Source organism: Novosphingobium rosa NBRC 15208 (assembly GCF_001598555.1).
GTDB classification, from domain to species: domain Bacteria; phylum Pseudomonadota; class Alphaproteobacteria; order Sphingomonadales; family Sphingomonadaceae; genus Novosphingobium; species Novosphingobium rosa.
On record NZ_BCZE01000051.1, the window covers coordinates 13,799 to 37,629 of the forward strand.

Here is a 23,831-nt window from a genome sequence, read left to right on the forward strand (position 1 = left end):
CTCAGCGGTGTCCCTTCACCAGGAAGACCTTGTCGATACCGTTCTGACTGGGCATGGGATCGTCCTCCTCATACCAACTCTTCCCCGGCTGCGCAGCGGGAAGCGGATAGCACATGCCGGTATGGAAACGCGCTGCGATGGTCATGTGCAGCCGCTCCCTTTGCGCCGGGTCCAGCCCCTCCTCGCTTTCGTGGATGGTGCAGGTCGAGCGGAAATTCCTGATTGTGCAAATCACCCCGCCCTTGGGCATCGGCGGCGGTGGCTTCCCTGCCATGCCTGGCGGCGGGGCCATTGCCTCGGCGGGAATGACCATGTCGGACGTATCGTAGAACAGACAGATGGGCACCTTGCCATCGCGCCGTTTCGGCCCTCGCGTGTAATGACCCTTATGGATGCCGCTGGGGTCGATGTTGACCATGGTTCCATCGCGCTCCAGCCAGAGATGGCAGAGATCGTTGCCTGTCTGGCCGCCGGCGCAGATCATCGTGTTGCCGTAATAGCCAGCGAGGGGGTCAGTGGCACGCGCGGCATTGGCTGGAGCAGCCAGGACAGCAGCTCCCGTCATCGTCAGCAGAAAAAATGGCGCCCAGTGTGTCATCATGCCCTCTTGGTCAGGAAAAATGGAGCAGGGCTTTTGGCAGCCCTGCTCCCGAGGTTGATCCAGGCCGACTGGGTACGTGAGGCGTGGATCGAAGCTGGCGCCCAAGGATGGCGCGTGTCAGAACCGTGTGCTCAAGACCACGCCGAAAGTGCGCGGATCGGTCAGCCCCACCGACACGTCATTGGCGTAAATATTGCCAAATCCAATGTTGTGGGTGATGTATCGCTTGCCGGTGAAGTTACGGACATAGGCCGTCAGCGTGACCTTGCTGAGCGCCACCGTCACATCAAGATTTCCCACCACATGGCCCGGTTGCCGCGCCAGTGGTTCGGCCGCGATAGTCAGCGCGTTGAGCCCCATGATATCGAAGGCGCCGGTATAGACACCATTGATCCGCCCCGTCACCCGGGCATCGCCCCCAAGCTCGAGCGTATGCTCAAGGCTGGAGGAGACTGTCCATGGTGCCACGCCGGGGATCTCGTCCTTTACGAAGTTGGTGGCAAAAGGGTTGAGCGTGGTGTTCGGCTTGTTCACGAAGCGGGCATTGGTATAGCCTGCCGTGACCGTCAGGCGATCGTGGCGGGTTACTTGTAGTGCACTGTCCAGTTCAAACCCGTACATGCGCGCGGGCGATTGCATGAACACATTGTTGGGCTCGGAATTGACAATGCCGGCATTGACGTTGGTGGAAATCTGATAGCCTGTGTATTTGTTGTAATAGGCCGACGCATTGAACGTCAGTGCTCCTTTCAGGAAGCGGTTCTTCGTGCCCGCCTCGAAGGAGGTCAGCGTCTGCTGGTCATAGGGCGTGGCCAGCGGCTGGTTGTTTACCGTCGTCACCCGCACGTCTCCGGGCAGAAAACCGGTGGCAACCAGTCCATAGACCATATTGCGCGCACCTAGATCATGCTCGATCCTCCCCTTGAACGTGACATTGTTGAAGGTGCGCAAACCGTCATTACCCCGCAACGAAGCTGTCACCAGCGCTTCAGGCAAACCAAAGGCAGGGGAAAAGGGTGGCAAGGTCTGGCCGCCGGTGTTGACGGTGTAATCCTCGGTGGTCTGCACCTGCGTGCTGTCATAGCGGATGCCCGCGGTAATCCGCGTCCTGTCGCCCAGCGGAATGGTGGTCTGCCCAAAGACGCCCAGATCGCGGGTGGTCTTGTCCATTGTAAATTTGAACAGATGGCCGCCCGAAGCCGTGCTGAACGTGTCGTTCGAATTTTGCAGACGGTTGCGGTAATAGATCACCCCACCAATCCAGGTGATCTTTGCCCCTGGACCGGAGGCAATGTGCAATTCGTGCGAGGTCGTGTGATAGAGCGGGATGTCGACATTGCTCTGCACCGGCGCGGCGCCGGGGGGGCCGGCCACGGCATAGGTCACCGTCGAGTTGCGATAGGTCTGGTATGATCCCAGATAGCTAACCACCGCGCCGCCCACGCTCCAATTGATTGTGCCGTTGACCTGATCGCCACGGGACGAGGCCGGCGAAATCGGAAAGGACGAGGCGATCACCGTCTTTGGGCCAGTGTAGGTCGAGGTGCAGGTCGCACCCGACACCAGGCAATAGCCCGAAGCAATGTTGTCGAACTGCACACCGCCCGAATAAACGGTGGCGTTCTGATGGGCATAAGCAAGTGTCGTGTCGAGCGTGTCGGTCGGCTTGAAGAGCAGCTTGGCGCGGCCGTCAGTGATGTGCCGACGGCCCTGCCCTTCCTTGGAATCATAGCCATCGCCGGAAAGATCCTGGCCCGAAACACGCAGGGCCAACTTGTCGCCCAGTGGCACGTTCACCGCGCCCTGGACGCGAAACAGGTTGTCCGTGCCATATTCGCCGGTCAGATTGCCGCTGAAGACGCCGAGCGTGGGATTGACTGTACTTATGCTGACCACGCCCGCCGTGGCGCTGCGGCCATAGAGCGTGCCCTGCGGCCCGCGCAGCACCTCCACGCGCTCGATATCATAGGTGCCGCCAAATCCCTCGAACACGCCGTCAACATAGACCGCCGTGCCCGAAGGATTGATACCCGGCCCATTATTCTGGTCGGAGGCAAGGCCGCGCATGACGATATAGGTGCCCGCCGCTGGCCCTAGAATATTGGTCTGCGTAGCATCAGACAGCCCCGGCACGTCTTCCAGCATCTGGCGCAGCGTCACCTTACCCTGCTTCAGCAAATCGGCGCCATTACGCACAGAGATCGACGCCGCCGCCTTCTGCAGGCTTTCCGACCGGCGCTGGGCCGTGACGATGATTTCCGGGATCGGCCCGTTTTCGGTGATAGCCGCCCCTTCATCCGGTTTCGTCGCCTGAGCGTGGAGGCTGGCAGGAACCAGCGCAACCATGGCGCAAGCGAAAGTATGTAGCTTGCTCAATCAACCCTCCCTTTATTTTTTCGGGCCTTCGAAAGGCCTCTTTATTTCCGGGAAACCATCGACAATTGGCGCAAATTGGTCAAATTTGTTTTATGAACTCCCAGAATTCAAAAATTAAACACTCAACAAGACCTTTAAAGCGTACAACAAAGGCCGCCCCCAAACGCGAAATCCGGCGCTGATCCTTCTTCAGCGCAGTCCTGACACTATTGGCGGGAGAGGCCTTCCACCACATCGCCCTCCCGGCCCGAAAGCCGCGATGGCAATTGCACCGTTGCGCGGCCCGCCTCGTCGATCTCGCCGGTAATGGTTTCCGACCACCACGCCAACTCGACCAGAAAACGCCCGTTCTCGACATATTTACGCGTCACCTGCGACTTGATGAGATAGATGTCGCCGGTCAGTGGATGGGTCGTCACCCTGCGCCCGTTGGCGGCAGGTACACCGGCCAGGAAATCGATGGCATGCGGGTCGCCCGGAAAATTCACGCCTGTTGTCGCAATCGCCTCGGGGCCCATGATGCCCCATTGGATGCTGCGCAGCCAACCTTGGTCGCCCATCCAGTTGGTGATGTGCCGGATCGCGAAATCGCGCCCCATGTAATTGACCAGAGGCGTGCGCCCCTCGCCATCAGCATGGATCTGGGTGGTGTCAAACCCATCGGTGCCGGTCTCGTTGCCTGCCGCATCTGTCGGCGGCGCGGGCACCATCACCGCGCGGTCTTTTGCCCGGTAGAGGCCATCGGCCCCGCGCGTCAGCGTGGCGCGGAGCGCGGGGTCCATGATCTCGCGCTTCATCGTGCGGCTGCCGCCCTTGCCCTGGCCCCATGGCCTCACCGGCAACACGCTGGACAACACCGGCCCGTCAAGTGTCCAGGCGGGCGTCTCCCCCACTTTCACATCCTCCCAGAACAGAGGCTGGGCGCCGCGCGCATGTTCCTTCGCCCAGATCGAGCGGATAAAGGTCCAGTCGTCATCTGTGTAGGTGTGCGGCTTGCGCACATCCCAGTTAGGACCGATCCAGAAAGCCTTGAAGGGCAAATTGTCGACAAGCCCCCGATCATTCTGGATGCGGATGTTTTCCACCACCCGGAAGGTCACCTCATTCACCTTCTCGCCGCGCTGGTTGTAGACGCTGCCGCGTGATTCGATCGCCACGCTGCGATAGGTGGCGCCCTGCGGCGGGGTCAGGTCGGTCAGGTCGCGACCGTCCATCACCAGATAGAGCGTATCACCCGGATAGATCGGCTTCAGACTGGTGACCTGATGGTTGAGCTGTGTGACCATCAGCTTGTGCTTGATGGCCGGTGGATAGGGCACCATGAAGGTGTCGTCATTGGTGCCGAAGGTGGGATAGGCTAGGATGTCGGCATAGCCCAGAGCGCGCGCATAAGCCGCGTCATTGCGCAGCGCACTGTCGGGGTCATACTTGTGGTTGTAGTAACGCACCCAAGGCTCGGTCACCTTGATCGCCGGGCCGATGCCGGGCGTACCGGGCGGCAGGGTGCCCGCCACCAATTGCTGGACATCGACCGGTCCGCGCGCCTTCAACGCCGCATTGGACACCAGATAGGCATCGACCAACGGCTTTTCCAGCGGTGTATAGACGCCTGGGTAAAGCGTCAGATAGGCCGTTTCCGGCACGGCATCGCCCACCGGCACAGACATCGTCCCGGCCCACAGTGGCGCCCCTGCCGAAAGCCCGGCCCCCATCGTCAGCAGCGACAGGCGTAGCGCTATCGCCACCCTGCGCTTGAAGGATGTTGTCATGGTTGTCCTTCCTCCCGATTTTCCGCTCATTTCGACTTGGCCGGCGGTGGCGGCATGCCCACAACGCGTCCGTTCGCCAGCGTAAAGGATTCAAACGATCCCCCCGGCTTGCCGTTGTTCATGGGGTGGAATTTCACCCGCACCTTGTCCCCGGGGGCCAGCGCGGTCTTGGCAATGCCCCAGCGCATCAATTCGCCCGGTGCCGCGCCTTCGAATCCCCAGGGCGTCACTGTTCCGTCGGGGTTGAGCACCTTGACCCAGATCCATACATGCGGGTTGGCCCATTCGATCGCATAGATCGTGCCGGAAATTTCCTTTTCGGCGCGAATGTCAAACTGGGCGAAACTGTGATGGGCAAGCGCCGGGGTCGGCATGAGGGCGGGCACAAAGGCCGCACAGGCGGCCACAGCCACGGTCAATGTCTTCACCATAGGCTCCTGTTATTTGTCCATGGGCGGAGGCGTGAGGTCGATCTGGTCGCCCTTGTCCCGCAGGTTTTCGAAGCAATTGTCGAAGGCGATCTGGTCGAGATGCGAATAGGTACGCGTGTAAATCCAGGGTTTCGCGAACATCATCGGATTGTTGACGATGGTGCGAACCTCCAGTTTTTCGGGGCCGATCCGCCTTATCCGCTCAAGCACATGCGTGCCTGCAGCCTGCGGCAGCCCCATGTAGATCTCGGATTTGGGCAGGATCGCCACCGTGTCAACGACCAGCGTGTCCCCCTCCCAATGGCCGATGGATTCACCGGGAAATTTGAGGTCCGGGTCCTTGCTGTGGCCGCGCCCATCGGTCATGATCCGGCGGATTTCGCCCGAGGAAGACTGGATCGTCACCCGCCCGGGGGTGAAGAGATATTCAAACGCCAGCGGCGTCGTCATCATGCCCGGCATTCCATCGGGCTGGCACTGACGAGCGTTGTTTTGCACACCACCGGCGGGCCCATGGCCATCGTTGGCCGCGCCATTTGCGCGCTGATAGGCCGCCCATTTGGGCTGGAGCCGGGGGGTGCCGGGATCGGTGTCCGAAACCTGCGTGCTGGCTTTCACCGTCTTGGCGAAACTTTCCTCGTCCAGCGCCCAGGCTCCGCTCCAATCGGGCAGCTTCTTGATGGAATCATAATCCCGCCCCTGCTCGCCTTCGGGTTTGGAGGCGTCCCAGCCCTGCTGCGCGGCATCGGGCCCCGGTGCGATGGGGTCTCCCTTGTGCCAGAAAGGCGCCACCAGCACAGGCGCCGGTGCATTGCCTTGCGCCAGCACCGCCGAAGCCCCCAGCGTCAGGGCAACCGCCAGCCCCGCGCCGCTCAAGCGCAGTATCTCTCGTTTCCGAGGCATGTCCTTCTCCCATTCGGACGGTTGTCAGCACTTCTCATTAAAATGCTGGTCCGCGTTCCGGTTTTCAGTTTTTTGCAGTTCCGCAATGATTGCGCGTTCGGGCCCTTGTCAGGCGACGGGCCGCATCGAAGGGGGCGGCGAGAAAGGCGCCCCCTCCGCAGCAAAGGTTGCAAACGCAGCGTCTTCGGTGGCCAAGGCACGCTGCACCGCGGGCCAGTTCCTCATCGCTTCTGCATGAGCCCTCAGCGCGGGGAAGGGACCTGCATCGAAATCGGCACCCACCGCCGTGTCCCACAGCCAGAACGCAAAGGCATCCACCACCGACCATGCCTCGCCCAGCATCCAGCGCTGCCCGGCAAGGCGGGTTTCAAGCACGCCAAAGGCCTCCTGCAGCGCCGCCTCGGCCCGCGACCAAACGGCGCTGCTGTGCTCAGGCCCGGCGATGATCTCCGGCACGCGCAGCCGCGTCACAAGAGGATGCAATGTCGCTGCGCAAAGCGCCAGATCCGCCCAATTCCGCGCCGTGACAAGCGGATCACCTGCCTGTGGCATCAGCCCGGCCTGCGGCGCCAGCGCATAGAGATAGCCGATGATCGCCATATTTTCGGTCAAGGGTTGGCCATCGACCACCAACACCGGCACCTTACCAAGCGGATGGCGCGCCCGATGGTCCGGTTGCTTGTGCTCACCCCGGAAGAAGCGGACGACCTGCGTGGAAAAGGGCACTCCCGCCTGTTCCAGCGCGATCAGCGCAACACGCGCGCAGGTGCCCGGGAAATAATAGAGTTCCATGGATGGCATTGATCTGCTCCTCGATCCCGGCGCGACAGTGCGGCGCGGCATCCGAAGGATCAAATCGATCCTGCGAAGGCCTATCCTTTGGATTATCAACTTGTCCGCGCAGGCAGTTTCGCGATTGCAGGCATTGGCGGCCCGGGAGGCCCAATCCTATAACAAGATCGCAGGAGACAGACGGATGCAGGGAGCAACACCGGAGGCCGGGCGCCAAGCCGGCTTCTTGCAGGGGATCAGCCTGCTTTTTCCCATCACGCTTTCAGTTATGGGAGCACTGTTCGTAGCGCCCGTGGCTCCGCGCATGATCGAAAGCTTTACCGATGGCAATCCGGATAAGATCGGTCAGGTCGCGCCGCTGGTCGAACTGATCATCACCATCCCCTCGCTCTGCGTGGCACTGTTTTCCCCCTTTGCGGGGGCGCTTGGGGACCGGTTAGGGCGACGGCGGCTGCTGATGCTCTCCATGGCCATCTACATTGTGCTGGGCGTCGCACCCTATGCGCTGGACGACCTGCGCGCGATTCTGGCAACGCGCGTCCTGCTCGGCGTGGTCGAGGCTATGCTGATGACGCTTTCGACCACGCTGATCGGCGATTTCTTCCAGGGCAACGCGCGCAACCGCTGGCTGGCGGCACAGACTGGCACGGCTTCGCTCTCCGCCATCGTGGTCATCATGGTGGCGGGCGCGGTGGGCCAGTCGGACTGGCACAAGGTCTTCCTGCTGTATCTCATCCCCGCCCTGTTCCTCACCATGGTCGCCCTGTTCACCTGGGAGCCGGCGCAAAGCAGCCATTTGCGCGATCCCGGCCGGCATATGGGTTGGAGTGACCTGCCGTGGCGGTCCTTCGGGCCGATCTGCCTGATCACTTTGTTCGGATCGGTGATGTTCTATGCCGTACAAATCAAGCTGCCCTCCGGCTTGCAGGAACTGGGGGTCGTGCTGCCTGGTGGCGATTACGATGCGGCGCGCGGGGCGGGGCTGACTGCACTGGCCAGCCTGTTCGTACCGGTAGGCACAGTGTGCTTCTGGATCATCTCGCCCCGGTCCGGTCTGCGCACCCAGTTTCTGGTAGAATTCTCGATCATGGGCGCAGGGTTTGTCGCCATGGGGCATGCGCATGATCCCCTGAGCTTCGCGCTATGGGCCGGCGTCAACCAGATCGGCGCGGGGATGCTGCTGCCAACGCTGCTCACCTGCGCCGTGCATAGCCTACCCTTCGAACTGCGGGGGCGCGGCTCGGGCCTGTGGGGGGCCACCTTCGCGCTGGGCCAGTTTGCCTGCAACAATCTCGCGGTGCCGCTGGCCTCGTTGGTGGCAGGAACGATGATCGCGCGCTTCCAACTCTTCGGCTTCCTGTGTCTGGGGGCGGCATGCCTCGCGCTGGTGGCCTGCCTGACGCTCCGGCGGGATTAAGAAACAGGCAGCCGACACAGGGCCACCAGCCCGCTCACATCGCCATTGCGCAGCATCAGATCACCCCCATGATTGCGCGCAATGGCCCGGGCGATGGCCAGCCCGAGGCCAATCCCCCCGGTGTCGCCATTGCGCGAAACATCGCCCCGCACGAAAGGTTGCAGCACAGTCTCCAATTGGTCCTCGGGCAGGCCGGGGCCATCGTCGACCACGCGAATCAGCGCGCTATCCTCCTCGCGGGTCAGGCTCAGCCGGGCCAGCGTGCCATAACGGATGGCATTGTCGATCAGATTGGTGAACAGCCGCTCGAGCGAGAGCGGATCGCCCACCATTGCCAGTTTAGGCGCCGCCTGAACCTCGACATCGGCACCCAGCAAGACATACTTGCCCGCCACCTCAGTCAGCAGCGCCCCCAGATCCACGACCTCGGACCTCGAGGAGACCGAGGTGCCCTTCACGAAGGCCAGCGTGTCGGCAATCATGGTACGCATATGGGCCACATCGCCCTGCACCTGAATGCGCAAGGGTTCCGCGGCCTCTTCCATGGTGAAGGCGATACGCGCCAAAGGCGTGCGCAGGTCATGTGCGATGGCCGCGATCATGGCGGTGCGCTCATTGACATATTGGCCGATGCGCGAATGCATCTGGTTGAGCGCAGCCCCAGCAAGGCGCAATTCACGCGCGCCCTCCACGGGAAAATCGGGTTCGGCCGCGCCTTCGCGCAGCCGGTCGGCCGCAGCGGCAAAACGGCGCAGCGTACGTCCCAAGCCGCGTGAGTAGAACCAGCCCAGCGGCAGCGACAGCAACGTCGATCCCGCGAACCACAGCAGCAACCGCATCCGCCATGCAAACAAAGCCGGCTCATCCTGCCGCTGCAAGATACGCCACGCCCTGCCATCAAAGCAGAAAGCCTGGACATTGCCGATCAGCAGCGGATCGACCATGCCCGTGGCGCCGGCCCGCGAATGGCCCACCACGCGCTCAGCATAGATCTGGACGGCGGCGGTCGGCAGGTGAATGCTGGCAGCCACCTGTGCCTCAATTGCGGGCGGGACCCGATCCCGACGCCGCGCGGCAGGCGACCCATGCTCATAGGACACCCCATAGAGCCCCTCGCTCAGCCGCTCCGGATCGGAGGCTCGCAGCAGGTCGATGATGGCCGAAACGGTAAGATACGAAGGACGCGGCGGTGGCAGGCTGACAACAATCGCCACTGACACCGCCTGTGACAGCACCAGCGCCGCCAGCAAAAGAGCAGCGACCTGGGCAAACAGCGAACGAAAGCCCGGTAAACTCATTTGGGAGAAGGCGCCACGGTGAGCATATACCCCTCGCTGCGAACGGTACGGATCGGGCAGCAAGGCACCATCTTCTTGCGCAGTCGGCTGATCGCCACATCCACCACGCGGTCGAAGACATCGCTCTGATAGCCATGGGTGGCGTTGATCAGCTGGTCGCGACTGAGCACCTGGCGGGGCCGGGAAATGAGTGCGGTCAGAACGCGGAATTCGCTGTCAGTCAGGCTGACTGGCTCTTCGGCCTCCCGCGTGATCGTGCGTGCAACCAGATCGACCTCCCAATCGTCGAGATAGAGGCATTGCGGCCCGGTCTGGGATTGCACATGCCCCCGGCGCAGCACGGCGCGGATGCGCGCCAGCAACTCGCGCGGGTTGCAGGGCTTGGCGACATAATCGTCCGCCCCCACCTCCAGCCCGATGATCCGGTCGCTGCCCTCGCCCATGGCCGAAAGCATGATGATCGGCGGGCGCTCATCCTTCCAACGGCGGATGATGGCCAAACCGTCCTCGCCCGGCAGCATCAGGTCCAGGACCACCAGATCGATCCGTTCACCACCGCGCAAAGCGCGATCCGCCTCCGAACCGCTGCCCGCTGTGGTCACCCTGAAGCCGTTCTTTTCCAGAAACTGGGCAATGCCCCGGCGCAGGGCGCTGTCATCGTCCACCACCAGAATATGCTGCGTCCGGTTCCCGCTCATGTGCTTGTCCTTCCACCGGCACGGGCTTTGTCCGGGAGACCGCGCCTCTGACGCGTGCCGCAAGGCTGCCCATGTCCTCATCCTCGTCCGATTCCCGGATGCAGCCTAGATGCCGGGGCTGCAATCTGAATTTCAATTCCGCAACAAACCGCCATCAGATGGTCGATTCCCGCTTTTACCCCTGATGACAACAAGGGGCCGACAGGGCTTCGCAGGACGAGGATGTCATGAACGGTCGCTTGGACGGCAAGATTGCCGTGGTCACAGGTATTGGCGCTGGTATTGGCAAGGGCTGCGCACTGCATTTCGCGCGTGAAGGCGCGATGGTTTACGGCTGCGATATCGATCTGGATGCCGCGCGTGCGACTGTCGATGAGGCGGGCGCTGGGTCCATCCATGCCCGCCGTGTCGATCTGACACGCGAGGATGAGGTCGCCGACTGGTTCACAGCCATCGCTCGGGAGGTTCAGGGTATCGACGCGCTGATCAATGCCGCCGCCGCCGCCATCTTCGCTCCGGTCGAGACCATGCGTTATCATGACTGGACCTTCACCCTGAAGGCCGAGCTCGATAATGTGTTCCTGTGTTGCCGTGCAGCATGGCCGCTGTTGAAAGAACGCGGGGGCGCAATCGTCAACTTCGCCTCCGCCAATGCCTATGTCACCCTGCCCGGGTCCTATGCTGCCGCCCATTGCGCCGGCAAGGGCGGCGTTCTGGCGCTCACTCGCCAGCTCGCTGCCGAGGGTGCCCCCCACGGCATCCGCGCCAACAGCATCTCGCCTGGCCCCATTCTCACCGCCGCCACAAGGGACGTGTTCCTCGCGCCCGAAATGAACGCGACGGTGCTGCGGGGGCTGATGATCAAGCGGCTCGGCCAGCCTGAAGACATCGCCCGTGCGGCGCTGTTTCTGGCGAGTTGCGAGGCCAGTTTCATCACCGCCGCCGACCTGCGCGTTGATGGTGGCGCTACCGCCCTCTAGAAAGGACACCCCATGACTTTGACCTTCGGCTTCCACCATGGCGGCATCAGCGTCCCCGATCTCGACGCGACCATTGAATGGTATGGCAAGGTGCTCGGCTTCACCCTCGAGCGTCGCTTCCCCATTCCCTCGATCCCGGCGCAGGTGGCAATCATTCGGAATGGCGACCTGCGCATGGAAATCTTCGAAGTGCCTGGCGCCGAGGCCCTGCCTCAGGACCGCCGCCAACCCGACACCGATAACCGCACACACGGCAACAAGCATGTCTCCTTCGTCATCGAGGATGTCGAGGCCTTTGGCGCCGAACTCGAAAGGCGCGGGGCCGACATCGTGTGGATCAAGCGCATGCAGCATGGCGCCAACATCTTCATCCGCGACAATGCCGGCAATCTCATCGAATTCGTCGAAGAGCCCATGCCCACCGGCGTGGCCGGTCGGCTCTGACCATGAGTGTCGTGCTGGATCAGCTCTATGCCTCACCGCTCAGCACGTCGATCCGCGATGCGGGCTTCATCATCCCTGCGGTGCAGAGTGTGCATATCCTGAGCATTGGCCTGCTCTTCGGCGGGGCACTGATCTGCGACCTCAAGGTGCTGGGCGTATGGGGCGTACCTGAACCATTGGCGCTGGTCTATCGCCGGTTCCAGCCTTGGATGATGGCCGCCTTGGGTGCATTGTTGCTCTCGGGGCTGGTGAACGCCATCGGCGAGCCCGTGCGCGTGTTTGGCAACCGTATCTTCTGGCTGAAGATGGCGCTGCTGCTGGTGGCCTGCGGGCTTACCGCACTGCTTGGGCGCGCCATGCGTCAGAACCAGGCCCCGATTTCTCAGATCAGTCGTGTCATGGCCCTGCTTTCGATCCTGCTCTGGGTTGCCATCATCATCTGCGGAAGGTGGATTGCCTATGTTGCCCCCTGATCCCGGCCCGCTTGCCTTCCTGTTCAACTGGCTTTCCGGCACAAGCTGGGCTTCGGCGATTGCCGAGGGCGCACTGTTGTTCCCCTGGATCGAGACGGTCCATGTCCTGTGCCTCACGCTGGTGTTCGGTACCATCGCGGTGGTCGATCTGCGTCTGCTGGGCTGGCAATCCACCCATCGTCCGGTGCGCGTGCTGGAACGCGAGCTGGTGCCAGTGACCTGGGCGGCCTTCGCCGGGGCGGCGCTCACGGGCTTCCTGCTCTTTGCCTCGAGCGCGGGAAAATATGCCGCCAATCCGATGTTCCAGGCCAAGATGCTGCTGCTCGCGCTGGCCGGGGTCAACATGGCCGTGTTCAATTTCGGCATTGGTCGTTCGGTGGGCCGCTGGGGCGATGATATCCGGCCGCCATTGGCCGCGCGCGTGGCCGGCGGCCTGTCGTTGATCTTGTGGACCGCCATCATCGTCGTGGCGCGGTGGATCGGTTTCAGCAGCTAGATCATTCAAACAAGGAGCCAGGCCGTCATGCGCTGTGAACGTCTTGACCTCAACCTGCTCGTCGCGCTCGACGCCTTGCTCAGTGAAAAGAGCGTGGCGCGCGCTGCGGATCGCATCTGCCTCAGCCCCTCGGCCACCAGCAATGTGCTCAGCCGGCTGCGCGATTATTTCCAGGACGAACTGCTGGTGCTGAAAGGTCGGCACATGGTGCTAACCCACCGTGGCGAGGAACTGATCGAGCCTGTGCGCACAGTGCTCAATCTGGTCAAAACGACCATCGCTGCCAAACCTGAGTTCATCGCCGACCAGAGCGAACGCGAGATCACCATCATGGCCTCGGACTATGTCGGCGAGGTTCTGCTGGCACGGGCCATGCCCTATCTCGAACAGTTGGCCCCAAGGATGAGCTTATCGATCCAGGCGATCCATGATCGTCCCATGCAAATGCTGGAACAGGGGGCAATTGACTTGCTCATCACCCTGGAGTCCTCGTTCTCGCATGACCATCCGAGCCGGACACTGTATTCCGACGATTACGTGGTGATGGGATGGCATGGAAACCCCTTTCTCGCCGAGGGTTTGAGCGAGGAGGCCTATTATTCGCTCGGCCATGTCACAACACAGTTCGGCCTATCGCGCATGCCTGCCTTTGAGGAGGAATTGCTACGCAATCGCGCGCGCGCGCGCAGGGTGGAGGTAGTGGCGCCCTCTTTCCTTTCGGTTCCCTTCATGCTCCTGGGGTCGAACCGTATTGCCACCATCTACCGCCGCCTGGCAGAGGATGTCGCCAACTGGCTGCCGATCAAGATCGTGCCTGTCCCTTTCGCCATGCCGGCCGTGAGCGTTGGAGTACAATGGCATAGGTCCAATGAGCGCGATCCGGCTCTTCTATGGGTTATGGATGAGTTGGCACGCCACGTAACCTTGAGTGGGGATGGCCTTGGCGCCACGCGGTCATCGGAATGGCTGGTGCCAAAAAACAGTCCGCGCCCCCAACCCGATCATCCCCTTGAAAATCAGTGTGCGCATTGATGCGGAAAAGTCACCGATAATAGGAAAATCTGGCCGTGAAGAGGCAGGCGCGGATAGCTTTCCATGTGGTAACACCCGCTGCGGTGCTACTGATGATCGCAGGCTCGCTATGGTGGCGCCATGGGGTATCCGCGCGCCAGATCGCCATGCTGCGGTCCGATCCCGAGCAAGTACTTGCCGATCCCGTGCTGCGCAACCATGCACTGGCCGACGGGCGCAAAGTCTTCCTCACCCATTGCACCTCCTGCCATGGAGCCGCTGGCAAGGGCGACCCCAGTAAGGCCATGCCCGACCTCACCGACAAGGATTTCCTCTATGGCCGAGGCAGGGTCGGCGAGATCGAGCAGATCGTGCTCCATGGGATCCGCGCGGGCGACAGCAAAGGCCGGGACCTGGCCGAAATGCCCGGTTTCGCCAAAGCCGAGCCGTACACGCGCGAAAAGCTTCCCTCGCTCACCCCAGCCCAGATCAGCGACATCGTGGGTTTTCTGCGCGCGGCCAATGGGAACGGTGGCTATGACCTGGCGCGCATCGGGCGCGGCCACAAGCTGTTCTCCACCAATGGCGCCTGCTGGGACTGCCACGCCAGTGACGGGGCGGGCGATGCGGCCGTGGGTGCGCCGAACCTGATCGATGGTGTTTGGCTGAAGGGCAACGGCAGCGAAGCCGACCTCACCGACATCATCGAACATGGCATGGCCGGGATCAGTCCCGCCTTCCAGCATAGCATCTCCGCCTATGACGCGCGCGCCGTGGCCGTTTACACCGCTTCGCTGCACCCTTCCGTCCGAGCACCCTCATGACCGACACACCCAGACTGGACGATCTTCACAGCCATTCCGAGAAACGCACACTGATCTTCTGCGCGGCGGGTGCAGTGCTGGGGCTGGTGGTAGCAGGCACCGGCCTATTCACCGCGCAAGGCACCCGCATCGCCGGCGTCCCGCCCGAGGATGTCGCCACAGTGAACCAGGTGCCAATCCTGATGAGCGACTATGTCACTGCGCTGCAGGCGAGCGAAAGCGTGGGGCTCGACAAGGCGAGCCCGGCACAGAAGCGTAAGGTCCTCGGTCAGATGATCCGCGAGGAGCTGTATGTGCAGCGGGGGGTGGAGCTTGGGCTGCAGAACGATGTCATCGAGGTGCGTCAGGCACTGGTAAGCGCAGTAGAGGGGCAGCAGGCGGTGGACGCCGCCTCGACCCAGCCCGACGATGCCACACTGCGCGACCAATACAATCGCCATATCGACAAATATACCGGTGATGGTCTGCTAACGGTGAGTGACTTCATCGCGCCGGACATGGTGCGGGCGCAGGCGGCAGTCGCCACCCTTCGCGCCGGGGGGCATCCCTCAGGCGTGAAGCCCAGCGACAAGGTGGCCGATGGCGAGGAGTTCTACTTCGCCGCACGCATCCATCTGGGCGACAGACTCTTTGAAACCGCAAAGGCGCTCAGGTCCGGGCAGGTGTCCGCCCCCATCCAACTGCCCGATGGCGTGCATGTGCTGCTGGTCAAGAGTAACATCGCCCCCGTCGTCACCCCCTTCGAGCAGGCGCGGGACCGCGTACTGACCGACTACCGCAGCGACAAGGTGAGCCGCATGCAGGCCGGTGCCGATGCCTATCTGCGCAAGCGCGCCGATGTCCAGATCGCGCCAGGGTTCGAATGAGCATGGATTTCTGGACATGGCTGAGCGCCTCGCTGCTGGCCTGCGCGATGATGGCCAGCCCCGCGTTGGCTCATACACGCTCGGAATCACACACGACCTGGACAATCGACGGGCGGATCGTGCGCATGAACATCACCGCGCCTGATATGGAGATGGCGCGCATCGACAATGGCAAGCGCCCGGCTGATCGCCAGATCCTTACCTATCTCACCCCGCGCATCGGCGTACTGAGTGGCAAGAACGCCTGCCTGGTAGCCGCGCCGCCGCGCGTGGTGCTGGCCGCCACAGGCTTTCGCCGCGCTGAATTCGCTTTTGACTGCCCGACTGACGCCGACATGCATCTTCGCTTCGAAGGCTTTTTCGACCTCATCTCCACCCATATCGACCTCGCGCAGATCCAGTTCAACAATGGCGATTTCGTCGAGCAGCTCTTCAGCAATGACGCCCAGGAGATCGACGTCACCCGCAGCAGGGGTGGCGAACTGGCAGGAGCCAGTTTCTTCCGCTTCGTGCAGATGGGCATTATGCACATCTTCACTGGCGTCGACCATATGAGCTTCCTGCTCGGCCTGGTGCTGATCTCGCGCAGGCTGCGCGATCTGATCTTCGTGGTGACGGGATTTACCATCGGCCACAGCCTCACGCTGGGTCTGGCGGTGACAGGTCTCATTCGCCCGCATGCCGAGTTCATCGACGCGCTGGTAGCCTTGACCATCGCGCTCATCGGCGTGGAAAACCTCGTCGTCACGCTGAAAAGGCCAGACAAGCTGGCGATCATTTCTGGCTTCGTACTCCTCTTGATGGGCTTCCTGCGGCTGGCCGGAATTGGCGTACTTCCGCCGCTGCTCCTCATTGGTGGGGCACTCTTCACCACCTGTTACCTCATGATCTCGGGCCATTTGCACGACACGGGGCGGCTGCGCATGGTGGTCACCACCGTTTTTGGACTGATCCACGGCTTCGGATTTGCCGCTGACCTCCTCGAAAGCCGATTGCCCAGGGAAAAACTCGCCGAAATCCTCGTCGGATTTAACCTCGGGGTCGAAATGGCTCAGCTCACCGTGGTTCTCATGGTCACCGGCGGCGTCTTGACGGCCCGCCGTCTCAGGATTGCGACGCCGCGTGCCATCACGGTCGATACGCTAGCTTCCGCCCTCGTTGCCATCGGCATGTTCTGGTTCATCGTTCGAAGCCTGGCCTGACTGCATGGCCCCCGCGTGCGCCAAGCCGAACCCTGTCTCCAACCCGCTCGACACCCAGTTCGCTTTGACCTGGGAACCGGGAAACCTGTCCATAAAAGGTCGCGCTTGTGTCCATCTGCTCCGTCAGCGATCGGGAGGCCACCCCTCGATTTTTCAGATCGGTTATTATCGCCAGAAGGTTGGTCAGTGATCGTCCGACACGGCCGAGCTTCCAAACGACCAGGGTGTCGCCGGCCTTCAGGCCGGGGCGATCATCCCGGGCGCCCGATGCCTTGTCGGATGGAAATGGCGCGAAGACACCACAGCAGCATCATTCACCCCGATATCTCACTGCCTTATAGCCGGAGGCCCAGAAAAGGCTTGTGGCGCAGTTTTCATACGCACTTCAAGCTATCCGCCTGTGCGCCTCCTCCCCTTATCCAAGCAGCTTGCTGTCCGTGCGCGAACCGGTATCCTGACTGGAACAAAGCGATTGGGGGGGGATAATGGCCACACTCGACGGTCAGGTCATCGGCGCGCTCTATGCGGCAGTCGACGACCCAGCATGCTGGGTCAGACTGATGGATTTGTTGCGGCGACAGTTTGGTGTCGAAAGCGTTGCCGCGCAGCTGCTGGAGACCGAGCGGGACATGTTGCTGCCGGTGTGGGGCACCCGCGACAGCCACTCGGAGCGCCTTGGACCGTTGCATGATTCATGGGCAAACAGCCCTGCAAATCCCCGCTTTCGTCGTCCGCTCACCCCGCCATCCAAGCTGGAAATCGACAGTGACGAACGGTGTGGCGACCTGTCTGTTCAGGATCGTCGTATGCTGTTCGATGGCCTGGCGCGCTGTGGTCTGGGCCCTGCCTTCTGGTTGAGCCAGCAAATGGAGGACGGCCGTAATTTCACGCTGATCTTTCATCGCGTTGCTGATGACCGGCGCGATATGGCCGATAGCGATGAAATGCTGCTGAACGCGCTGGCACCCCATTTCCGGCAGGCAATGCGGCTATGGACGCGGCTGTCGACATCGGAAGCCCGCGCCGGGCTGGCCGAACGAGCCAATGATGCCATGATGACCGCGATGGTCGCCTGCGATCGCCATCTGCGCGTCCATTGGAGCAATGCCGAAGCCAGGGCGATGTTCGCCACACCGTCTATGCTGCACCTGCGCGACGGGCATCTGTGCGCCCCTTCCCGAACCGATCATGAGCGCTTGCTGGCGCTGGTTCAGGGGCGCTGCGATCATACCGTCATGGCGATCGGCGGCATCGATCGCCCCGCCCTGCATATCCGCGCCCGCCCTGCCGCCTTTCTGGCTGAACGTCCTGCCCTGCCTCGCGATCTGGTTCTGCTGGTGATGACGCGGCCCGATCTCGCGGTGCGCTATGCCCCAGGCGATCTTGCCATGCTTTTCGGCCTGACCATGACCGAAGCCACGCTGGCCGCCAGCCTGGCCGCCGGAGGCAGCGTCAGCGATTTCGCGACATCGCGCGGGATCGCCGAAGGGACAGCCCGCCTGCATCTCAAGCGCGTGCTGGCCAAGACCGGCACCGGCCGTCAATCGGAGCTGGTGCGACGCATCTGCCGTTCGGTCGCCGATGGAAAGATTGTTTTATGACATAGCATATACCATTCGGGGGACGCGCCCCTTCCCGGCTTCCTTCATGGCTTGCTCTGTCAGGTCGGGATCGACGCGGACGGCGCAAGCCCCTCGCTTAGACCTCCCGACTGATCGACCGTCTCAACGGCGGCATGCGGGGAGGGAACCATGAAACACCACATCATCCATCTGTCGGCGGTCTCGGGACTGGCACTTGCCATACCTGCGCTGACCACGCCTGCTCTGGCCCAGGACGCCAAACAGGCTGACACGCCCAGCCAGGGCGAGATCATCGTCACCGCCACCCGCCGCGCCGAGGCGCTCAGCAAGGTGCCGCTGTCAGTCACCGCCCTGGGGCAGGCCGCACTGGACAATCGTGGGATCAAGGACATCTCGGGCCTGGTGCGCCAGACGCCCGGCATCCAGTTCGATCCCAACGGCTTCGGCAACCAGACCAACATCGCCATTCGCGGCGTCAGCTCGACAGTGGGCGCGGCCACCACCGGCGTCTACATCGACGATACGCCAATCCAGAGCCGCGTCGTCGGCTATTCTTCCACCAATGCTTTCCCCGCCGTCTTCGACCTTGCCCGTGTCGAGGTGCTGCGCGGGCCGCAGGGCACTCTGTTCGGCGCAGGGTCGGAAGGCGGCACGGTGCGCTTCATCACCACCCAGCCCAGCCTGAACGACATCCATGTCTATGCCCGCGGCGAGACCTCCGCCACGCAGGGCGGCGCCGTCTCCGGCGAGATCGGCGCTTCGGTCACCGGCCCGCTGGTGCGCGACAGGCTGGGGCTGGCCGCCACGCTGTGGTATCGCCACGACGGCGGATGGGTGGACCGCCAGAACGCCAATCCTCTGCTGAGCGGCCAGCCGGTGCTGCATAATGTCAACTCCGGCGATACGCTGGTCGGGCGCTTCGCGCTGAAATGGGCGGCGAGCGACGGGCTGACGATCACGCCCTCGCTGTTCTATCAGCGCCGCACTCTGAACGACAGCAGCACCTATTGGGAGAGCCTTTCCAACCCATCACAGGGCCAGTTCCTGAGCGGTCAGCCCAATGCCTCGCCCGACCGGGATCGCTTCCTGCTGCCCGCGCTCAACATCACAGGCGATCTGGGCGGGGTACAGATCATCAACAACACCTCCTACTACATCCGCGATCAAAGCGCGCAGATCGATTATTCCACCGTCTGGCCCGCCGTCTTCGATGGCACGCCCTGGGTCTCGGCGCGCTACAATGCGCTGGCGCATATGGCCAATGACCAGCGCACCTTCACCCAGGAATTGCGGGCGCAATCGACGAAGAAGGATGCCCGCCTGTCATGGGTGCTGGGCGTGTTCTATTCCAAATCGGTCCAGCATTTCTCCGAGGATGTTCAGGACCCCTATTTCGCCGATATCTTTGGCGGCGTCCCACCAGAGGTGGTGCTGGGCACGCCTCTGGTGGGTGGCACCTCCTCGCTGGCGGGCGCCGGGCGCGGCGCGGACGAGCAGATCGCCGGCTTCGCCGATGGCACCTTTGCCATCACGCCCAAGCTGAAAGCCAGCGCTGGCCTGCGGGTTGCCCATACCAAGTTCAGCGGCAATTCGCTGTTTCAAGGGCCGGTCTCGGGCTATCAGTTGCAGCCCTCGCAGTCGGTGAGCGAAAGCCCGGTCACCCCCAAATTCGGCCTCGACTGGCAGGCCAGCCCCGCCGTGATGCTCTATGTCAGCGCCGCCAAGGGCTATCGCATCGGCGGCACCAATGCGCCGGTGCCGCAAGCGGTCTGCGGCGCCGATCTCGCGGGCTATGGCTTTACCTCCGTGCCGAACATCTACAAGTCGGACAGCCTGTGGAGCTACGAGGCCGGGGCCAAGGGCCGGGTCGGGCGCGCCGTCACCTTTGCCGCCAGCGCCTTCCGCGTCGACTGGAGCGATATCCAGCAGGATGTCTATCTCCAGCATTGCGGGGCGCATTTCACCGCCAATCTCGGTCAGGCACGCAGCACCGGCTTCGACCTGCAGGCGACGGTGAAGATCGCCAAGGGGTTCTCGCTGGACGGCACGCTCAGCTACACCTCGGCCCATTTCACGCAGAATGTGGCAGGCGGCGCACTGGCGACCACCGCCGACCATCTCGAAACCCATCCCTGGACGGCCAGCATCGGTGGCAGTTACGAAAGGCCGATCGCCACCGGCTCGCTCTATCTGCGCGGCGATTATCAATACAAGAGCGCCGGCCCCATGACCGCCACCACCGATCCGGCCACCAATTCCTACGATCCGGGCGCGCTGCGCACGGCGGCCTTCCAATTCGCCAGCCTGCGTCTGGGGTGGCGGCATGAGGCCGTCGATGTCTCCGCCTTTGTCGACAATCTCACCAACGATCACGCCGTGCTGTCCCGCTCGATCGGGGTGGTGGGCGTGGGCTCCTATCAGTCGATCACATCGCGTCCGCGCACTTTCGGCCTGACCGTGCTGCTGCGCAAATAAGCCTCTTCCCAACAAGGATTTTCCATGTCGTTTGCCCGATCCCCTCTGACGCGCGTCCTGGCTCTTGCACTGGCGCTGTCGCCCATCGCACCGCTATGCGCCCAGACCGCCCCCAGCCATGTTCTGCCCGATGGCACCGTGCCCCCTGCCCTTGCGGCGGCGCGCATGCATATGCTCGAAGCGCCCGAGAACATGCTGACCTTCCACAATATGGACCAGCTGTTCCAGACCCGCGTGGTGCCGCGCTCCGGCCCGATCGCCCCGCTGGCCCATGCCGATGCTCCGCTGCCCAAGGCCACCATTCGCGGGCAGACCATGAGCGAGGATGCCTGGGAGGATCTGACCTACACCTCGGCTTTTCTGGTGATGCGCGATGGCAAGATCCTGCATGAAAGCTATCGCAACAACACCGACGAGCGGACCCATTTCATCTCCTTCTCGATGGCCAAGACCTTCACCTCGATGCTGGTGGGCATCGCCGTGGCGCAAGGCGCGATCCATTCCATCGACGATCCCGCTACGCTCTACGTGCCCGAACTGAAGGGATCGGGCTATGATGGCGTGACCATCCGGCAGTTGCTGCAGATGCGCTCGGGCACCGATTACGAGGAGCGCTACGATTTCGGCGCGAGCCCTAGCATCGCCGCGCAAATCTTCCTCAACGCCATCGTCGCCAACAAGGAGCGCTTTGCCGATATGGCCCCGCGCATGAAGCGCAAACTCGCGCCGGGCAGCCATTTCAACTATTCCACGCTGGATACCTCGGTGCTGGGCTGGGTGCTGGAGCGCGCCACAAAACGCCCGCTGGCCGATTTCACCGCGCACTATCTCTGGCAGCCACTCGGCACCGAGTCTTATGGCTTCTGGCTGGCCGACGGGGGCCCAGGCGTCGGGCGTGAACTCAACGGCATGGCCTATAATGCCACCCTGCGCGACTTTGCCCGCTTTGGACAGATGATGCTCGATTCCGGACGCTTCAACGGGCGGCAGATCGTGCCGGCAGATTGGATGAAGCAGGCCACCACCATGACTCCCAATGCCGATCCCGGCACCCCGCCTCCGCCGGCCAGCGTGACCAATCCCTTCGCGCGGTCAGGCTATGGCTATCAGATCTGGAAGCTGGATGACACCGGCGCCTTCACCGCGCTGGGGTTGCAGGGGCAATTCATCTATGTCCATCCCGCGACCCGCACCGTAATCGTCAAGCTCAGCTTCTTCCCCGAGGAAGGCTCGCCCAAAAGCGATGCGGCGCTGGAGGACACGCTGGCCTATTTCCGGACCTTGACCGAGTGGAAGGCGAAATGATCACCCGGCGATATGGGTTGGGCTGCGCCGCCGCCATGGCGGCGCTGACCATCGCCGCGGCAGCCCAGGCTCAGGCCCCGGTGCCGGTCCATCAGGCAGCCACCCCGCCCGATGAGATGAGCCCGCCGGTCAAGCACCAGCCCACCTTCTTCGCGCGCCGCCTGACCGGCTATCTGCCCGCGCGAGACGGCACACAGTTGCGCTACAGCGTGCTGCTGCCCAAAGGCGAAGGGCCGTTCCCGGTGATCGTCAACTATTCGGGTTACGACCCCGGATCGATCGGCGGGGCAGTCTATCTGGATGACAACACCGCCATGTCGGTCAATCTCGACCGCGCGCTGGTGGCGGCTGGCTATGCCGTGATCGGCATCAATGCGCGCGGCACAGCCTGTTCGGAAGGGCAGTTCGAATTCCTCGCCCGGTCCTACGGCGAGGACGGGCACGATGCGGTGGAATGGATTGCGACCCAGCCATGGTCCAATGGCGCGGTGGGCATGGCCAACTGGTCATGGGCGGGCATGTCGCAACTGGCCACCGCCGCCGAGCAGCCACCGCATTTGAAGGCCATCGCGCCGGGCATGCCACTGGGCGATGCGCGGCTGGACAGCTGGTATCCAGGCGGCGTGCCAGCGCCGGGCTTTGTCGATGGCTGGTGGAATTATCTCCACTCGCGCTGGAATTCGGCGAAGACCAGCGCGCGGGCGGAGGGCGACCAGCGCTGTCTGGCCCAAATCGCGCGCAACGAACAGACCGCCGAGGCCAACCGCCTGCCTTCGGTGCTGATCCGCCATCCCCTGCGCGACGATTATATCGAGATCCGCAATCTGGCCGCCCGCACGCATCGGATCACGGTGCCCACCTTCTCGATGGAGGTCTTTCAGGACGAGGCGGTGATTTCCCGCATGGGCTATTTTCAGGAGACGCTCGATCCCGCGCGCCTCTGGTATCTCCAGACCAATGGCGTGCATGATCTCTATGCCTCGACCCGCTTTCGCCAGCAGTTGATCGCCTTCTTCGACCATTTCGTAAAGGGCAAGGCAAACGGTTTCGAGGCCACGCCCCATGTGCAGGTCTGGATCGAAGGCGCGCTGAAGGGACCAAGCGAGGGCGCGTTTGAGAACTTCACACCCGCGCTCACCTTGACCCATGCCAGCTTCCCGATGCCTGTCACGCCTCTGGCCTTTGCCCTCTCCACCAATGGTCGATTGGTGGCGGGCAGCGGCGAGGGCCAGCCGGATGGTTTCGACTATCCCTTGCGCGGCCCCGCCGTGAACCATGAATTCGGCCAAGACAGCTGGGAACCGCTAAGATCCGGCTGGCGGCATGGCACGCTGGCCTATACCAGCCCGGCCTTCGACCATGATGTGGTGGCCTATGGCCCGGCGAGCGCCGATCTCTGGGTGACCGCCAGCACCGCTGATGCAGACCTTCAGGTCACGCTGACCGAGCTGCGCCCCGATGGGCAGGAGATGTTCCTCCAGCGCGGATGGCTGCGCCTGTCGGATCGCGCGCAGAACCCGGCGAAATCCACGCCGCTGCGCCCATGGCCGCTGGACCGCCCCGAAACCATGGCGGCAATGGTGCCGGGCGAGCCGGCGCTGGCGCGGATCGAGGTGCAGAAATTCGCCCATGCCTTCCGCAAGGGATCTCACCTGCGGCTGTGGATCGATACGCCCAGCCAGTATGGCGGTTTTCTCTTCGCGCCCCAGTCGGTGCCGGCCCGGATCGAGGTCCTGCATGACGCGCAGCATCCCTCCCGCCTGTTGATCGGCACTGTGCCGGGCATTGCGGTTCCCGCTCCATGGCCGGTCTGCGGCACCATTCTGCACCAACCGTGCCGCCCGGACCCGCTTGGGCAAGCGGAATAATTCGCAAGGAAATCAAAAT

At 62.8% G+C, this 23,831-nt stretch carries 22 protein-coding genes; 13 read left to right on the plus strand and 9 right to left on the minus strand.

Going from position 1 to position 23,831, the window contains the following annotated elements; all coding sequences use genetic code 11:
• Window position 1: 1 nt before the first annotated feature.
• The 6 genes from SR3_RS18805 to SR3_RS18830 form a co-directional block, all read right to left on the minus strand.
• Window positions 2-706 carry a hypothetical protein gene (locus SR3_RS18805; protein WP_157098959.1) on the minus strand — a complete coding sequence of 235 codons (705 nt, stop codon included), beginning with the start codon at window positions 704-706 and terminating at the stop codon, window positions 2-4.
• A gap of 12 nt (window positions 707-718) precedes the next feature.
• Window positions 719-2,977, minus strand: coding sequence for a TonB-dependent receptor (locus SR3_RS18810; protein ID WP_157098960.1), 2,259 nt, complete (start codon window positions 2,975-2,977; stop codon window positions 719-721).
• Window positions 2,978-3,183: 206 nt separating this feature from the next.
• Window positions 3,184-4,746 carry a hypothetical protein gene (locus SR3_RS18815; protein ID WP_157098961.1) on the minus strand — a complete coding sequence of 521 codons (1,563 nt, stop codon included), beginning with the start codon at window positions 4,744-4,746 and terminating at the stop codon, window positions 3,184-3,186.
• Window positions 4,747-4,772: 26 nt separating this feature from the next.
• Complete coding sequence (locus SR3_RS18820) at window positions 4,773-5,177, minus strand: DUF6152 family protein (RefSeq protein WP_068089779.1); 405 nt, start codon at window positions 5,175-5,177, stop codon at window positions 4,773-4,775.
• Between the two features lie 9 nt (window positions 5,178-5,186).
• The gene (locus SR3_RS18825; protein WP_157098962.1) at window positions 5,187-6,080 is read right to left on the minus strand and encodes a hypothetical protein; all 894 of its coding nucleotides are present in this window, start codon (window positions 6,078-6,080) and stop codon (window positions 5,187-5,189) included.
• Window positions 6,081-6,188: 108 nt separating this feature from the next.
• A complete protein-coding gene (locus SR3_RS18830) occupies window positions 6,189-6,881 on the minus strand; it encodes a glutathione S-transferase family protein (RefSeq protein ID WP_169805664.1) in 693 nt (230 codons plus the stop codon).
• Window positions 6,882-7,056: 175 nt separating this feature from the next.
• Between SR3_RS18830 and SR3_RS18835 the strand changes: the two genes are divergently transcribed.
• Window positions 7,057-8,289 carry an MFS transporter gene (locus tag SR3_RS18835; RefSeq protein ID WP_068089785.1) on the plus strand — a complete coding sequence of 411 codons (1,233 nt, stop codon included), beginning with the start codon at window positions 7,057-7,059 and terminating at the stop codon, window positions 8,287-8,289.
• Here the strand turns inward: SR3_RS18835 and SR3_RS18840 are convergent.
• Window positions 8,286-9,587: an ATP-binding protein gene (locus SR3_RS18840; RefSeq protein WP_068089788.1), complete on the minus strand. Its 1,302-nt coding sequence runs from the start codon at window positions 9,585-9,587 to the stop codon at window positions 8,286-8,288. The two genes, SR3_RS18835 and SR3_RS18840, sit on opposite strands and share 4 nt — an antisense overlap.
• Window positions 9,584-10,285, minus strand: coding sequence for a response regulator (locus SR3_RS18845; protein ID WP_068089790.1), 702 nt, complete (start codon window positions 10,283-10,285; stop codon window positions 9,584-9,586). The genes SR3_RS18840 and SR3_RS18845 overlap by 4 nt, the downstream gene beginning before the upstream one ends.
• Window positions 10,286-10,512: 227 nt before the next feature.
• Between SR3_RS18845 and SR3_RS18850 the strand changes: the two genes are divergently transcribed.
• From SR3_RS18850 to SR3_RS18885, 8 genes are all read left to right on the plus strand, one after another.
• Entirely contained in the window at window positions 10,513-11,265 is a 753-nt protein-coding gene (locus SR3_RS18850; protein WP_068089792.1) for an SDR family NAD(P)-dependent oxidoreductase, read from the plus strand.
• 12 nt (window positions 11,266-11,277) lie between these two features.
• Window positions 11,278-11,709 (plus strand): VOC family protein, encoded by a 432-nt coding sequence (locus tag SR3_RS18855; RefSeq protein WP_068089794.1) that lies wholly within the window; start codon window positions 11,278-11,280, stop codon window positions 11,707-11,709.
• Between the two features lie 2 nt (window positions 11,710-11,711).
• Window positions 11,712-12,182, plus strand: a complete 471-nt coding sequence (locus SR3_RS18860) for a DUF6644 family protein (RefSeq protein WP_218018849.1) — start codon at window positions 11,712-11,714, stop codon at window positions 12,180-12,182.
• Entirely contained in the window at window positions 12,169-12,678 is a 510-nt protein-coding gene (locus SR3_RS18865; RefSeq protein WP_084455709.1) for a DUF6644 family protein, read from the plus strand. The genes SR3_RS18860 and SR3_RS18865 overlap by 14 nt, the downstream gene beginning before the upstream one ends.
• 27 nt (window positions 12,679-12,705) lie before the next feature.
• Entirely contained in the window at window positions 12,706-13,710 is a 1,005-nt protein-coding gene (locus tag SR3_RS18870) for a LysR substrate-binding domain-containing protein (RefSeq protein ID WP_068089796.1), read from the plus strand.
• A 65-nt stretch (window positions 13,711-13,775) separates the two neighbouring features.
• Window positions 13,776-14,513 (plus strand): c-type cytochrome, encoded by a 738-nt coding sequence (locus tag SR3_RS18875; RefSeq protein WP_157098964.1) that lies wholly within the window; start codon window positions 13,776-13,778, stop codon window positions 14,511-14,513.
• Window positions 14,510-15,379: a peptidylprolyl isomerase gene (locus SR3_RS18880; protein ID WP_068089800.1), complete on the plus strand. Its 870-nt coding sequence runs from the start codon at window positions 14,510-14,512 to the stop codon at window positions 15,377-15,379. The genes SR3_RS18875 and SR3_RS18880 overlap by 4 nt, the downstream gene beginning before the upstream one ends.
• Before the next feature lie 2 nt (window positions 15,380-15,381).
• On the plus strand, window positions 15,382-16,581 hold the full coding sequence (locus tag SR3_RS18885; protein WP_157098965.1) for a HupE/UreJ family protein: 1,200 nt from the start codon (window positions 15,382-15,384) through the stop codon (window positions 16,579-16,581).
• Here SR3_RS18885 and SR3_RS32890 read toward each other — a convergent pair.
• Window positions 16,559-16,822 (minus strand): recombinase family protein, encoded by a 264-nt coding sequence (locus SR3_RS32890; protein ID WP_084455710.1) that lies wholly within the window; start codon window positions 16,820-16,822, stop codon window positions 16,559-16,561. The genes SR3_RS18885 and SR3_RS32890 overlap by 23 nt on opposite strands.
• A 244-nt stretch (window positions 16,823-17,066) precedes the next feature.
• On the opposite strand from SR3_RS32890, the gene SR3_RS18890 reads away from it, so the two are divergent.
• The 4 genes from SR3_RS18890 (at window position 17,067) to SR3_RS18905 (ending at window position 23,812) form a co-directional block, all read left to right on the plus strand.
• Window positions 17,067-18,182: a helix-turn-helix transcriptional regulator gene (locus SR3_RS18890; protein WP_084455711.1), complete on the plus strand. Its 1,116-nt coding sequence runs from the start codon at window positions 17,067-17,069 to the stop codon at window positions 18,180-18,182.
• 150 nt (window positions 18,183-18,332) lie between these two features.
• Window positions 18,333-20,639 carry a TonB-dependent receptor gene (locus SR3_RS18895; protein WP_068089806.1) on the plus strand — a complete coding sequence of 769 codons (2,307 nt, stop codon included), beginning with the start codon at window positions 18,333-18,335 and terminating at the stop codon, window positions 20,637-20,639.
• A 24-nt stretch (window positions 20,640-20,663) separates the two neighbouring features.
• Window positions 20,664-21,944 carry a serine hydrolase domain-containing protein gene (locus SR3_RS18900; RefSeq protein ID WP_068089808.1) on the plus strand — a complete coding sequence of 427 codons (1,281 nt, stop codon included), beginning with the start codon at window positions 20,664-20,666 and terminating at the stop codon, window positions 21,942-21,944.
• Window positions 21,941-23,812: a CocE/NonD family hydrolase gene (locus SR3_RS18905; protein ID WP_068089810.1), complete on the plus strand. Its 1,872-nt coding sequence runs from the start codon at window positions 21,941-21,943 to the stop codon at window positions 23,810-23,812. Before SR3_RS18900 ends, SR3_RS18905 begins: the two co-directional genes overlap by 4 nt.
• Window positions 23,813-23,831: the final 19 nt, after the last annotated feature.